Below are 12417 nucleotides of genomic sequence, written 5' to 3'. Positions count from 1 at the left end.
TGAAAATGGAACTGGCTTATTTTGATATTCTAATCTCTTTTGCATCATGCCCAACAAACTTTACACTCAGCTTAATCATTTTATAATCGCTGATTTCAAATGTCTCAGAGACGGTCTTGATCATATCTTCCTCTGGCATATCAGGCGTTAATTTCATGGATTTGAATAGTTCGTCGAGTTTCTTCATCGCCTTATTACCAAAGGTGCTAATTCCTTTTTCTTTATTGCTATATTCAGCTTCTGTCCTTTTTGGTTTTTCTTCGTACATTACGGTGACAGCTTGCTTTTCCATTTTCGTCTCAATTGTTAAATTGAATGAAGTAAATCCATATGTATCTCCTACAGTTTCCTTTGATTCTTTTCGATCCGTGACAATGGTTCGATCTGAGCACGCGGAGAGTACGAATACGAACAAGAGTAAAACGCTGATCAGCTTATGGATTTTCATGCTGCTTCTCCTTTCAAATACCTATATGAATAACATGTCCCCTTACCCAAAGGCTTATTCAAATACAAAAACGAAACTAAAAACGTTTCGATTCGTATAGAAAAATGAAAGGAGCGAAATTCATACATGCAAAACGAACAGTCCATGTCTTTAAAAGATTGGATCATCACCATGATTCTGATCGTCTTGCCGATCGTCAATCTTGTCATGCTCATCATCTGGGCTACAGATAAAGCAGATCCGCGAAATAACTTTGCAAAAGCATATTTGATCGTAACGGTTGGCGTATTTGTAGTAGTAATTCTGTTATATATCGCAATTATTTTTATTTTATTCACCATGGGGATTTACATTGGATTCCTTGAAGGATAAATCGAGTACAATTACCATATATTTCGTTTTTGAATAATTTGTGACGAATTGTCGAGCACTATATGAAATATCCCATTAAATACGACCAAAATATTAAAGTTCCTTGCATGAAATGTTATGATAAAAGGGATGATGAATTGATCATAACCTCCAAGGGGGATATATAGAATGACTCGACAAATGGATATTTCATTGAGGGATGAGCAAGAGGCAACCCGGGGAGAAGAACGCTCCGGAACATTAATTGCCGACTTGAAATCCCTTTTTAAAGCGCCTGTCCTGATCGCAAATGCACTGCCTGTATTCGTCGGTTTTTGGCTAGCGCTCTATTTTACAGACCAGTCCCTTTGGGCAAATGGAACATTGTTTTGGCTGACGATTATTGGCAGCACGCTATTGATGGGCGGTGCCCTCGTTATAAATAACTGGTACGACGTGGATATTGATACAGTAATGAAAAGGACACAAAAACGTCCTACAGTTACAGGAAATATTCCCTTACGCACTGTTCTCCTCATCGGAATTGCCATGTCCGCTGCCGGAATGGTTATGTTGTTCTTCACAACATTTGAAGCGGCGATCTGGGGGTTCATTGGCTGGTTTACGTATGTAGTACTTTATACGATGTGGTCGAAAAGAAAGTACACACTGAATACAGTGATAGGCAGTCTATCTGGCGCGGTAACTCCGATGATCGGCTGGGCTGCGGTAGCGCCTGCTTACCATATTGTGCCGATTATGCTGTTCCTGATTTTGTTCATCTGGCAAATGCCGCATACGTTTGCTATTGCAATGCGTAAATATGATGAATACAAAGCGGCGAATGTCGCCATGCTTCCTGTCGTTCGTGGTTTTCAAATGACAAAGCGCCAAATGTTTGTCTACATTGCCTGCCTATTGCCGTTGCCATTTTACCTAGGATCACTTGGCATGGTCTTTGTTACATTGGCCACGTTGATGAATATTGGGTATCTGGCTGTATCCATCCAAGGTTTCTTCGCCAAGGATGATATGAAATGGGCATATGTCATGTTTCTTTATTCTGTAAACTATATCGCGATTATCTTTTTACTGATGGTTGTTGTCACATTACCTATCTTTCAATAAGGGATGAGGGGTTGCAGTTTGAAGAGAAGGAAATTGAGGAGAAGAGAGAGCGAGAGCAATCGTATTTTAGATTTTTTGGGAGATGTATTATTTTTTGTTCCTGAATTACTATTCTTGCCCATCCGGCTTCTGATCTGGATGATTCGGCCATTAGCTCGATTTATCAGCGATATATTTTAACTAGAAAAAGCTTGTTTCCCAAGGGGGAGCAAGCTTTTTTAATGCGTGGATATTCAATAATTAAAAATATTCAGTTGTTACAGAAAGTGTTTTCATATATAATCAATTCAAGATTCTGATTTTTAGTAAATTTGTAGAATTTAGGGGGGAGTCAGTATGTTTAGTATGAATAGAGGGAAATGGTTGTTGCGTTTTGCAGTCCTGGTTATGGCTATATTCCTAGTTGGATGCGGCACAGGTAGTAAAAATGGTTCAACTGGTGACACAGGGGACGCAGCAGAAGCAGGCGGTAAGAAGAAACTAATTGTCGGTACCGACGCAACCTACGCGCCGATGGAGTATATGGACGAAAAAGGGAATATTGTGGGGATTGATATTGATATCGTCAAAGCAATAGCAGAAGCAGCTGGCGTTGAGGTGGAATTCCGGAATTATGGATGGGATCCACTTTTTCCGGCAGTCAATAACGAGGAAGTCGATTTTGCCGTTTCATCTATAACGATTGATGAGGAGAGAAAGCAATCCTTTGATTTCTCGGATCCTTATTACATTGCAAATCAACTAATTCTAGTACCGGAAGATTCTGACGTGGAGAGCTTTCAAGATTTGAAAGATAAGCGGGTATCTGTCCAAAATGGTACTACGGGCCATATGGTCGTAAAAGGGTTGCAAGGGGATACGAGCTCTAAAATTCTAGCTGCTGATACGATGCCTCTTGCGATCGGAGAAATGATCAATGGGAATGCAGATGCATCTGTAGGAGACAACGTTGTTATGATTGATTATCAAAAGAATAATCCAAAAGTGAAACTGAAAGCTGTAGAGGATGACAGTTTTGAGAAGGAATATTACGGACTCATGGTGAAAAAAGGAAACCAAGAAGTGCTCGATATTTTAAATGAAGGCATCAAGAAAATTAAAGAGAATGGGAAATTGAAAGAAATCACTGGCTTTGATGTGGAATAAACACTTCGTCAAACTGTCATGATAATTCCGCATCTTGGAGGTGAAGAGAATGGATATCCTGGATTTTCGATTTGATGCCATATGGAATTACCGGGAGTTATTCATCAGGGGACTTTGGATTACACTCGGTCTGACGGTTGTCGGTTATGCAGGGGGACTGATACTGGGACTATTTGTCGGACTTGGAAAGTTGTCAAAAAGGAAATGGGTGTATTATCCCGCCAAGTATTATGTGGATTTCTTCCGTGGCACGCCGTTATTGGTACAGCTTTTATTAATCCATACTGCTTTAATACCGAGCATTTTTGGCCATTCACTCGGCTTCTTCGTTTCAGGGGCAGTTGCACTCATGCTGAACAGTGCCGCCTATAACGCAGAAATTATCCGTGCAGGTATCAATTCAATTGAAAAAGGCCAAATGGAAGCTGCCCGTTCGCTCGGTATGCCGCATAAGACCGCCATGCGGCTGATTATCTTGCCGCAGGCACTGCGCCGGATGATACCGCCGTTCGGCAATGAATTGATTGCCCTGATGAAGGACTCCTCGCTTGTCTCCATGATTGCCGGGGGTGAACTTCTCTACGCCGGTAAAGTTGTTGCTGGAGCGACATTACGTCCATGGGAACCGTATTTGACTGTAGCTGTTCTGTATTTAGTGCTGACATTCATTTTCGGTAAACTGATCAGTTATGTGGAAAAGCGGTTTAGCAACAGCTATGTACCGTCACCTCGGAAACAGCGCCTGTCCTTTGGGCGTACACAGGCAGGGGGATGATCAATTGATTACCATCAAAGGCTTGCATAAGTCATTCGGAGAACTACATGTGCTGCAAGGAATCGACTATGAGATAAAAGAAAAGGAAGTCATTTGTATTATTGGGCCGAGCGGTTCAGGGAAGAGCACTTTTTTACGCTGTATTAACTTGCTGGAGGACATTACAAGCGGTGAAATTATAATTGAAGGTGTCCGGGTAAACGATCCAAAAACGGATATTAATGAAATTCGTAAAGAAGTCGGAATGGTGTTTCAGCAGTTCAATCTGTTCCCCCATATGCGGGTCATCGATAATATTACGATGGCACCAATTAAAATCAGGAAGATGGGAAAACAGGAGGCAAATGAACTCGCTCGGCAACTGTTGGAAAAAGTCGGTTTGGCCGATAAAGCAAATGCCTACCCAGAGCAGTTGTCTGGCGGTCAAAAGCAACGGGTCGCCATTGCGAGAGCCCTCGCGATGAGACCGAAAGTCATGCTGTTTGACGAGCCGACGTCTGCACTCGATCCTGAAATGGTTAAAGAAGTGCTGGATGTGATGAAGCAATTGGCATTAGAAGGCATGACTATGGTGGTCGTAACGCATGAATTGGGATTTGCGAAAGAAGTTGGAGACCGGGTAGCATTCATGGACAATGGGCTGCTTGTCGAGGAAGGAACGCCGGACGAATTATTCAACCAGCCTAAAAATGAGCGAACGAAAGCCTTTTTCAGTAAAATTCTTGTTTGAACCAGCAGCCGCGCCTGCTGGTTTTTTGTCGTATGTCACAAGGGGGAACGCTGCATATGATAGAGGATGAACATTGGAGAAAGGTGGAAGTCCATTGTATTACCCATATGTCATGCACCATACTCGTCCTCCGTCAAGAATCATTACTGTGACTGGCTCTGGGCAAGTTGTAAGGGAACCTGATTATATAAAAATTCAACTGGATGTCGTTACGGAAAACAGGGATGCGACTATAGCATTACAGGAAAATGCGGAGAAGATGAACCAGGTCATTGAGGCTCTCCAGCAGTTAGGGATTCCTAAAAAAAATATCCAGACCACTTCATTCACCATCAATCCACGCTATGATTATGTAGAGGGACAACAGATTTTCCGCGGCTACACGGTTACCAACAGCATCACTGTCAAAGTGGCAAATAGTTTGGATGCAGGCCGCGTCATTGATACAGCAGTTCAATATGGCGTGAACCAAGTAGGATCCTTGCAGTTTGGAGTCGAACATGAAAATCTGCTATACGAGCAAGCCTTACAAAAAGCATTAAAACAAGCAACTGCCAAAGCCCGCGCACTGGGTGAGTCAATGCAGGTTCAGGTTGATTCCAAACCGATCAAAATTACGGAGGATTCTTCCTTTCAATCGGGCAACCCGCAGCCGATGATGGCAGTTTCAAAAACCACAACCACCCCTATCGAGCCAGGCCAAATAGTAGTTCAGGCCTCTGTCAGAGTCCAATTTCAATATTGATTCATGTATTTCCTCACTACTCATCGATTACAGGGCTCGTACGAAGAACTGCTGCAAGCGCACTTATTTGTGCGTTTTTTTTTGTTGAATGCGGCGAGTCGGTGGTAAGGGTTCGAGAGTCGGTGGTAAACAATGAAGAGACGGTGGTAAGGGTTCGAGAGTCGGTGGTAAACAATGAAGAGACGGTGGTAAGGGTTCGAGAGTCGGTGGTAATCGATGGAGAGACGGTGGTAATGGTCCGAGAGACGGTGGTAAACGTTAGAGAAACGGTGGTAAAGGGTTGGAAGTCGGTGGTAAGCAATGGAGAGACGGTGGTAATGGTACGAGAGTCGGTGGTAAGCGTTGGAGAAACGGTGGTATTGGACCGGAAGTCGGTGGTAAATAAGCGAGTCGGTGGTAAGCAATGGAGAGATGGTGGTAATGGTACGAGAGTCGGTGGTAAGCGTTGGAGAAACGGTGGTATTGGTCCCGAAGTCGGTGGTAACCGCCCGAGAGTCGGTGATAAATCTACTTGCCGGAGGTAGTCACTGAGACACGGGAATTGTTTATTCTACCAGTAATAACGAATTTGATTCGGAAGGGAACTGCCAAAAATAAAAGGGTTTGTTCAGACATATAACGAATGTGTAGGTAGTGGGAAAAAAGAGGGGGCGTGTATGCATGGACTATACGGTAGAACGATTGAGAGATTTAGATGAGGCTGAAATCGAGCGTTTGAAGGTAGAAAGCGAGAAAGAAGGCTATCGGTTTGTGTCTAGGCTCGTTCGAGAATATGGGGATGGATCGAATCGATTTGATGGTCCTGGTGAAGCGCTGTTCTGTGTGCTAAATCCGGAAGGTCATGTGCTGGGGATTGGAGGGCTAAATCGGTCTCCTTACGATCCGAGCGGTCAAGCGGCCAGGTTGAGGAGATTTTATGTTTTGTCTGACGCTCGCCGCCATGGTGTTGGTTCTTCGCTATTGAAGGCGATTACTGATCATGCGGCCGACCATTTTGAGGTAATTACGGTCCGGACTGAATCATCGAAAGCGGATGCGTTTTATCGGGCTAACGGGTTTGTATGCGATGATTCAGAGTCGGAGAACACCCATATTTATCATTTGAAGAAAGAAGCATGAGGTGCAAGGTCTACGCTGATTGAGGCAGCGCCTTTCGCAGATGGAATAGGAGGAACAACAATGCCATGGAAAGTGCTAGATTCCGAGTATGTCTTTAAAAGCCCTTTTGGGAATTTACGGAAAGATACGTGCCAAATGACAGACGGCACGATTATCAATGATTATTATGTGAATGAATATGCGGATTGGGTGAACGCCATTGTTCTTACAGAGGACAATGAGATCTTGTTAGTCGAGCAATATCGCCATCCGGGGAACGGGATGTTTCTTGAGATTCCAGCAGGAAAAATGGAAGAGGGGGAGACATGGGAGGAAGCAATCGTCCGGGAAGTGCGGGAGGAGACTGGGTACGTTTCGGAAGATCCGCCGATTCAGCTGGGGGAATTCATGGTCAATCCCGCCACACAGACGAACAAGGTAATTACCTTCCTGATTGTTGATGCAGAGAAGAAATTTGAACAGGAACTGGATGAAACCGAGCGGATTACAGTGAAACGATATCCGTTTGACGTAATGGAACAGATGATTTCCGAAAAACGGATTACGCAGTTATTTTCCGTAAGTGCATATTATTTGGCGAAGAATCATTTAACAGCATCACAAAGAATTCCTACATTATAAAAGAAATCAGGTAAAGGTTTATGATGAATCCAAAGCATGCACTTGTAATTGGTGGAACGGGGATGCTTCGTAATGTGAGCATCTACTTAGCCAAGCATAATTATACCGTTTCGGTCGTGGGCCGAACAGCCGGCAAACTGAAACAAGTGATGGAAAATAGTCCACCACATTCAATAGTTCCTGTTCAAGCCGATTATAATTCGGATTCTTTCCTTTTGGGAATTAGCGAGGCAATTAAAAAACGATGATACTTCGATCTCATTGTCAGTTGGACGCCGAATTATCAAGTCGTTGAGCAGGTTTGTTTTATGAATGAACATGATAACCTGTTTCGACTGATCCATGTTAAAGGGAGCAGACGCTATTTTCAAGACGAATTCGTCAACCTTCCCTTTAGCTGTATACGGGAAGTTGTTTATTTGGGATTCATTCAAGAAGAAACTTCATCACGCTGGCTGACGAACGAGGAAATATCAGACGGCGTCATTGCGCAGATTGAATCTGGAGGCGTTGGCCGGATTGTCGGACAATTGCATCCATACGGTAACAGGCCGGAATAAGGGGGGATGATTTTTGCTGAAAAGGAAGTTTGGAAGCCGTTACGATTGGAAGCGGATCACAAAGCGGGGATATGCGGAGAGATACTTCGATACATCAGAGTTCAAGGGCTATGTGACTCTTTTGCAAATGCACGAAGTGGCCGCTTCGCTTGTTAAACAATATGGCGATGCGCCTGTCTGCATCGCGGACAAAGGATATAGCTGGCTGCAGCATTTTCCAGTAGGGCAACAGTATTCCGTGACAACTGTGTTTGATGCATCTAATCAAGTTGTCCAGTGGTATATCGATATATGCACACGCAATGGCTATTGCGAAAAGAATGGCCCATGGATGGATGATCTGTTTCTCGATCTGATCTACTTGCCGAATGGGAGTTTGATTGAAAAAGACGCAGATGAATTAGAAGCCGCACTTGCGGAAGGGATTATTACCTCTGAAGAATACTCGCAATCGTGGAATGAGTTTAACACATTGAAGCAGGCGATTTTAGAAGATCAATTTCATTTGCTTGAGCTAACTACATTGCATTTTCGTGAATTAACGAGAGTTTGATACAAAAAAAGATTACTGATTGTACATAGTCTGGAGAGGAAAAAAAAGTGAAAAAGGGTTTTGCAGCAATGATGATCGCCTTGGTCCTTCTACTGGGCGCTTGCACTAAAGAATATTGGGTTATGAAAAAGAAGGATATAAATGATGAGCCAGGAGTCAGAATATTCGTTGAAGAGCTACAAAAAGAGAAGACAGACCGCAAAGGCTATAAATTGTTTAGTATTTCCCAGGGCAAAAGTATGGTTGTCGTATCGACGGGAACGCCTACAAAAGAGTTGGAAGTCGTTGATGTTGAAATTCTTGATGACCAAACGATCGTTACGGTAAAAGAAATAGATGCTGAAAGTGATGAAGTAAATCCGTATATATTAATCGGATTAGAGCGAAAGAATGGTTCCATGCTTGTAAAGAATGAAGACGGAGAAGAATACGAAATTGGTTTTTAAGTATAAGAGAAAAGGTTGATTCATATGAAAGATACATTCCAAATTACGCCTGAAGAAAAAGAAAAGATATTGAAAAGTTATTTCCGCCACGGTTTGGATGGTCCACTGGACACCTTTCCGAGTAAAGAAAAACGAAAGTATATCGTTGCGGAAGAAATAATCAAAAGATTTGAAAAGGATGTTCGGTACAATGAAAAAGAAGTGAATGACACCATCAGGCAAGTTTATGCCGATTTTGCTACGATCCGTCGATTTTTCATTGATAATGGAATGATGAGACGGGATGATGATGGAAAAACGTATTGGATAGAAGGTGAGGTTCATGGAAGTAGTTCAGAATCCGAGCAAGGCGCAGTATAGCCACTTTTTCGATGAGGTGTTTCGCGGATGTGAAGATTTGCGGTTGGAAATGGAGGCGAGCGTGAACAGCAAGACCAATCAAGGCAGCTTTCTTTTTCGCAATAAAAGCAGGGCGGTTGCTTTTGCCTCCACGCACACATCCGCTTGGCATCCGCACTGCATCTACGTACGCCTGGCCTACAAGTGGTCGACTGCTGATCAAGTGAGCCTTGTCAACGTCTTGAAATACATACAGGAAGTATATACAAAGCCGTTGTTCTTTTTGCTGGATGACCGGTTCTCCTTACTGCAAAGTATTTTGCCTGAGAATGGATTTCCGATGATCCGAAAAACAGAAATCATTCGATTTAAACCGGCTGGCGAATTACGGGCTAATGAGAAAACTTTTCGCACAGTGTCGGAAATAAAAAACGATCCGATACTTGAATCAAGCTTCGTCCACTTATGCAAGCGGACCTATACCGTAACCCATCTGGCCAACCCGGTAGCTGAATTGCAGGCTGAAGAGTGGCGATCGGTCATCTATGATGGTTTGCTGGAAACCTATAGCTATGTGGCGGAAAGAGACGGGGCCATTATCGGTTTCAGTTTGCTCTATGAAGCGGATTCTTCAGGCTGGGAGCTTGGCTGGGTCGGCGTTGATGCTGATGAGAGCATGTACTTGCTGGAAGGGATGTTGAAAAAGCAACTAGAAGATGCGCTAAATGAAGGTACAACTTTCATTGAAAAAGAAGTCGATTCGACATGCCCTTATTCGCTGCGCCTGAAACGAGTATCGGACTATGAAGTAACTGAGATATTCTATGCTTATCGAAGTACATAAAGGGGGAAATTCATTGGCAGTTACGATTGAAACTCCCCGAAGCATCAGAGGGCTGGCTGGTTTTTTAGCAGAAATGAATAACAAACCAGCTCATCATATTGGCTATTGCGGGGAACAGACGGAAGAAATCATCGATACGCTGCAAAACGATTTTTCGGACGTGGAGTGGTCTCAATCATTCAAAGTTGCGTACGAGGAAGATTGCATTGTCGGAGCGCTTGGATTTGATTTGGATTATGAGGATCGGAGTGCGGAAGTATGGGGTCCTTTCGTTCTGAAAGACGATTTGCGGCTAGCTGAAACATTATGGAAGAGCCTCTACAACAAGGTTGTGGATCAAGTAGATCATTTTCACTTTTTCTATTCAGGTGAAAATGAATTGTTAAAACAGTTCCTTGCAATAAAAAGCGGTATCGAAAAAGGAAAGCATGTTGTGCTCGCGGCACAAAAGGGTGAACAACCGAGCTGCGATACCAGTGAAATTGTTTCGTATGAAGCATCCTGCTGGGAAGCGTTCAAAACACTTCATAAGGAGGCATTTCCGAAAACGTACTACGATGCTGAAACGATATGCAGCCAGTTGAATGAACAGAATCAGTTGCTTGTCCTTAAGGCGGATGATCAACAAATTAAGGGCTATGTATACATAGAGGCTGATCCTGCACATGGAGAAGGTTCAATTGAATACATTGCCGTATCCAATGCATTTCGAAAACAGGGCATTGGAACACGATTGTTGCAAGAAGCTCTTCTTCGATTATTTGCGTTCAAGGGGATCGATGAGATAAGGCTTTGTGTGAATGCTTCTAATACTGTAGCGATTGGCTTATACAAGGCGGCCGGTTTCGACGTGAAAAATGATTTGATCCACAGTTTAATAACGCTAGGGGGAAATGATCCATATGCAGTCCAGTGAGGATATTCTTCTGGCAATACAACACGATGAGTGGATGATGGACATTTTGCAATCCGTGAGATCCATCAATCTGCCGGATTGGTGGATCTGTGCAGGTTTCGTTCGTTCAAAAGTTTGGGATATGGCACACCGTTTCGAACAGCGGACGCCCTTACCAGATATCGATGTCATTTATTTCGATTCGAAAAATGAGGATGAAAGTTTCGAGAAGGAGTGGGAACAAAGGCTGCAGTTCTTGCATCCAAACGAGCCGTGGTCCGTAAAAAATCAAGCACGAATGCATCTTCGAAATCATCTTCCCCCGTATCACTGCTCTGCGGATGCGATCTCTAAATTCCCGGAAACGGCTACAGCACTCGGTGTCAAGCTGGATACCAATGATGAATTAGTGTTATGCATGCCTCACGGGGTGGAGGATGTGCTGAATTGCAGAGTATGTGCTACACCATTTTTTAAACAAACAACGGAACGAATGCGCCTGTTCGAAAAAAGAATTGCTGAAAAGAAGTGGGATGTAGTTTGGTCCAATGTCCATCTAGGTATTTAACATAAAAGAGGGAGTCTTTCCATGGAATTTATTATTCAGAAACAATTGTTTTCTTCTTTCGTTTCAGATGTCGTCAAGGTTTGTCCGACGCAAAGTGTCTTGCAGGTTCTTACTGGCTTGAAAATTGAGGCAGGAGAAAACGGCGTAACATTGACGGGTGGAAACACAGAGCTATTTATTAAAAAGACAATTCCTCTTCAGGCAAAAGGGGAAACGGTTGTGCAACTAGTGGAAGCAGGACAAGGGATGGTCCCTGCAAAATATTTTGCAGAGCTGATAAAGAAAATGCCCGGTACCATACGGGTATCGATAAGAGAATCCAAAATAACGGTCTCGTCCGAGGACATTTCAACGAAGCTATCAGGTTATGGAGATGACCTCTATCCTGAGCTGCCTGATTTACAAGGTATGCAGACAATTGAATTGCCATTCGGCAAGTTGAAGGAAGCCATTAGTCAAACTGCTTTTGCTGTCGCGAAAAGTGATTCCAAGCCAGTCTTAACAGGTGTACATATGCAAGTGGAAAGAGACAGGCTCATCTGTACGGCCACGGATTCTCATCGCTTGGCACAAGCTGTCATCCCTGCGGCTTCCTCAATGGAAGACAACTTCATTGTTCCAAGTAAAGCTTTGTCAGAACTGTCCATCTTAAAGGTTCCCGAAACAGCATCGGTTCATATAAGCAAAAACGGCCAGTTTGCCATTTTTCAATGTGAAAATACATTCCTCTATTCTATCCTGCTTGAGGGTATCTATCCAAGGACGGAATCCTTGCTGCCAACTGAATTTTTAACATCGGTTGTTTTAGATACTGAACAGTTAAGAAGTGGAATAGACCGGGCCTGCCTCTTTTCAGGTGAATGGAAGCATAATAATGTTCGACTGGAAATTTTAGCGGGTGATCGAATGAAAATTACATCCAAATCAACAGAAATCGGTGAACTGGAAGAGGTTCAGAACATTCTACATCTGGAGGGCCAATTACCAGTCCAGATGACCTTTGATGGGAAATATTTATTGGAAGCATTAAAAGGAATGAACAGTAAAAAAATTGTCATAGGCTTCAATGGATTAATGAAGCCGGCATTAATACGGCCGGATAATCAGCATTCTACACTGCAGTTATTATCACCGCTACGGGTGTAAGGA

At 43.3% G+C, this 12417-nt stretch carries 19 protein-coding genes; 18 read left to right on the top strand and 1 reads right to left on the bottom strand.

The window, feature by feature from the left end:
• Nucleotides 1-16 precede the first annotated feature (16 nt).
• Nucleotides 17-448 (bottom strand): YusW family protein, encoded by a 432-nt coding sequence (locus NCCP2222_RS09190; RefSeq protein WP_248511670.1) that lies wholly within the window; start codon nucleotides 446-448, stop codon nucleotides 17-19.
• Nucleotides 449-574: 126 nt separating this feature from the next.
• Here NCCP2222_RS09190 and NCCP2222_RS09185 point away from each other — a divergent pair, with 126 nt between their 5' ends.
• From NCCP2222_RS09185 to dnaN, 18 genes are all read left to right on the top strand, one after another.
• A complete protein-coding gene (locus NCCP2222_RS09185; protein WP_248511669.1) occupies nucleotides 575-820 on the top strand; it encodes a hypothetical protein in 246 nt (81 codons plus the stop codon).
• Nucleotides 821-988: 168 nt separating this feature from the next.
• Nucleotides 989-1927, top strand: coding sequence for a heme o synthase (gene cyoE, locus NCCP2222_RS09180; RefSeq protein ID WP_282570685.1), 939 nt, complete (start codon nucleotides 989-991; stop codon nucleotides 1925-1927).
• A 345-nt stretch (nucleotides 1928-2272) separates the two neighbouring features.
• On the top strand, nucleotides 2273-3073 hold the full coding sequence (locus tag NCCP2222_RS09175) for a basic amino acid ABC transporter substrate-binding protein (RefSeq protein WP_248511830.1): 801 nt from the start codon (nucleotides 2273-2275) through the stop codon (nucleotides 3071-3073).
• A 49-nt stretch (nucleotides 3074-3122) separates the two neighbouring features.
• Nucleotides 3123-3848, top strand: coding sequence for an amino acid ABC transporter permease (locus NCCP2222_RS09170; RefSeq protein ID WP_248511668.1), 726 nt, complete (start codon nucleotides 3123-3125; stop codon nucleotides 3846-3848).
• A 4-nt stretch (nucleotides 3849-3852) separates the two neighbouring features.
• Complete coding sequence (locus tag NCCP2222_RS09165; RefSeq protein ID WP_248511667.1) at nucleotides 3853-4578, top strand: amino acid ABC transporter ATP-binding protein; 726 nt, start codon at nucleotides 3853-3855, stop codon at nucleotides 4576-4578.
• 94 nt (nucleotides 4579-4672) lie between these two features.
• Entirely contained in the window at nucleotides 4673-5323 is a 651-nt protein-coding gene (locus NCCP2222_RS09160; RefSeq protein ID WP_248511666.1) for an SIMPL domain-containing protein, read from the top strand.
• Nucleotides 5324-5556: 233 nt separating this feature from the next.
• Nucleotides 5557-5847 carry a hypothetical protein gene (locus NCCP2222_RS09155; protein WP_248511664.1) on the top strand — a complete coding sequence of 97 codons (291 nt, stop codon included), beginning with the start codon at nucleotides 5557-5559 and terminating at the stop codon, nucleotides 5845-5847.
• A gap of 136 nt (nucleotides 5848-5983) precedes the next feature.
• A complete protein-coding gene (locus NCCP2222_RS09150; RefSeq protein WP_248511662.1) occupies nucleotides 5984-6442 on the top strand; it encodes a GNAT family N-acetyltransferase in 459 nt (152 codons plus the stop codon).
• Between the two features lie 60 nt (nucleotides 6443-6502).
• A complete protein-coding gene (locus NCCP2222_RS09145; protein ID WP_248511661.1) occupies nucleotides 6503-7063 on the top strand; it encodes an NUDIX hydrolase in 561 nt (186 codons plus the stop codon).
• Between the two features lie 20 nt (nucleotides 7064-7083).
• Nucleotides 7084-7311, top strand: a complete 228-nt coding sequence (locus NCCP2222_RS09140; RefSeq protein WP_248511660.1) for a Rossmann-fold NAD(P)-binding domain-containing protein — start codon at nucleotides 7084-7086, stop codon at nucleotides 7309-7311.
• 60 nt (nucleotides 7312-7371) lie between these two features.
• A complete protein-coding gene (locus NCCP2222_RS09135) occupies nucleotides 7372-7623 on the top strand; it encodes a Rossmann-fold NAD(P)-binding domain-containing protein (protein WP_248511659.1) in 252 nt (83 codons plus the stop codon).
• A 13-nt stretch (nucleotides 7624-7636) separates the two neighbouring features.
• Nucleotides 7637-8176, top strand: a complete 540-nt coding sequence (locus NCCP2222_RS09130; protein WP_248511657.1) for a ribonuclease FAU-1 family protein — start codon at nucleotides 7637-7639, stop codon at nucleotides 8174-8176.
• A 47-nt stretch (nucleotides 8177-8223) separates the two neighbouring features.
• Complete coding sequence (locus NCCP2222_RS09125; RefSeq protein WP_248511654.1) at nucleotides 8224-8622, top strand: hypothetical protein; 399 nt, start codon at nucleotides 8224-8226, stop codon at nucleotides 8620-8622.
• Between the two features lie 24 nt (nucleotides 8623-8646).
• Nucleotides 8647-8982 carry a DUF2087 domain-containing protein gene (locus NCCP2222_RS09120; RefSeq protein WP_248511652.1) on the top strand — a complete coding sequence of 112 codons (336 nt, stop codon included), beginning with the start codon at nucleotides 8647-8649 and terminating at the stop codon, nucleotides 8980-8982.
• Nucleotides 8945-9805, top strand: coding sequence for a hypothetical protein (locus NCCP2222_RS09115; RefSeq protein WP_248511650.1), 861 nt, complete (start codon nucleotides 8945-8947; stop codon nucleotides 9803-9805). Before NCCP2222_RS09120 ends, NCCP2222_RS09115 begins: the two co-directional genes overlap by 38 nt.
• Nucleotides 9806-9818: 13 nt before the next feature.
• Complete coding sequence (locus NCCP2222_RS09110) at nucleotides 9819-10721, top strand: GNAT family N-acetyltransferase (RefSeq protein WP_248511648.1); 903 nt, start codon at nucleotides 9819-9821, stop codon at nucleotides 10719-10721.
• Entirely contained in the window at nucleotides 10708-11268 is a 561-nt protein-coding gene (locus NCCP2222_RS09105; RefSeq protein ID WP_248511647.1) for a nucleotidyltransferase family protein, read from the top strand. The genes NCCP2222_RS09110 and NCCP2222_RS09105 overlap by 14 nt, the downstream gene beginning before the upstream one ends.
• A 21-nt stretch (nucleotides 11269-11289) precedes the next feature.
• Nucleotides 11290-12414 carry a DNA polymerase III subunit beta gene (gene dnaN, locus NCCP2222_RS09100; RefSeq protein ID WP_248511646.1) on the top strand — a complete coding sequence of 375 codons (1125 nt, stop codon included), beginning with the start codon at nucleotides 11290-11292 and terminating at the stop codon, nucleotides 12412-12414.
• Nucleotides 12415-12417 lie beyond the last annotated feature (3 nt).

The organism is Sporosarcina sp. NCCP-2222, from assembly GCF_023168145.1.
In the GTDB taxonomy this organism is placed as follows: Bacteria; Bacillota; Bacilli; order Bacillales_A; family Planococcaceae; genus Sporosarcina.
This window is presented reverse-complemented; position numbering and strand designations above follow the sequence as displayed.

What these genes read in the sequence shown, in the direction of transcription:
- NCCP2222_RS09175 (WP_248511830.1), top strand. Translation starts at nt 2,273, where the DNA reads ATGAATAGAGGGAAATGGTTGTTGCGTTTTGCAGTCCTGGTTATGGCT.
- NCCP2222_RS09145 (WP_248511661.1), top strand. Translation starts at nt 6,503, where the DNA reads ATGCCATGGAAAGTGCTAGATTCCGAGTATGTCTTTAAAAGCCCTTTT.
- NCCP2222_RS09155 (WP_248511664.1), top strand. Translation starts at nt 5,557, where the DNA reads ATGGTCCGAGAGACGGTGGTAAACGTTAGAGAAACGGTGGTAAAGGGT.
- NCCP2222_RS09185 (WP_248511669.1), top strand. Translation starts at nt 575, where the DNA reads ATGCAAAACGAACAGTCCATGTCTTTAAAAGATTGGATCATCACCATG.
- NCCP2222_RS09170 (WP_248511668.1), top strand. Translation starts at nt 3,123, where the DNA reads ATGGATATCCTGGATTTTCGATTTGATGCCATATGGAATTACCGGGAG.
- dnaN (WP_248511646.1), top strand. Translation starts at nt 11,290, where the DNA reads ATGGAATTTATTATTCAGAAACAATTGTTTTCTTCTTTCGTTTCAGAT.
- NCCP2222_RS09115 (WP_248511650.1), top strand. Translation starts at nt 8,945, where the DNA reads ATGGAAGTAGTTCAGAATCCGAGCAAGGCGCAGTATAGCCACTTTTTC.
- NCCP2222_RS09120 (WP_248511652.1), top strand. Translation starts at nt 8,647, where the DNA reads ATGAAAGATACATTCCAAATTACGCCTGAAGAAAAAGAAAAGATATTG.
- NCCP2222_RS09190 (WP_248511670.1), bottom strand. Translation starts at nt 448, where the DNA reads ATGAAAATCCATAAGCTGATCAGCGTTTTACTCTTGTTCGTATTCGTA.
- NCCP2222_RS09135 (WP_248511659.1), top strand. Translation starts at nt 7,372, where the DNA reads ATGAATGAACATGATAACCTGTTTCGACTGATCCATGTTAAAGGGAGC.
- NCCP2222_RS09140 (WP_248511660.1), top strand. Translation starts at nt 7,084, where the DNA reads ATGATGAATCCAAAGCATGCACTTGTAATTGGTGGAACGGGGATGCTT.
- cyoE (WP_282570685.1), top strand. Translation starts at nt 989, where the DNA reads ATGACTCGACAAATGGATATTTCATTGAGGGATGAGCAAGAGGCAACC.
- NCCP2222_RS09105 (WP_248511647.1), top strand. Translation starts at nt 10,708, where the DNA reads ATGCAGTCCAGTGAGGATATTCTTCTGGCAATACAACACGATGAGTGG.
- NCCP2222_RS09150 (WP_248511662.1), top strand. Translation starts at nt 5,984, where the DNA reads ATGGACTATACGGTAGAACGATTGAGAGATTTAGATGAGGCTGAAATC.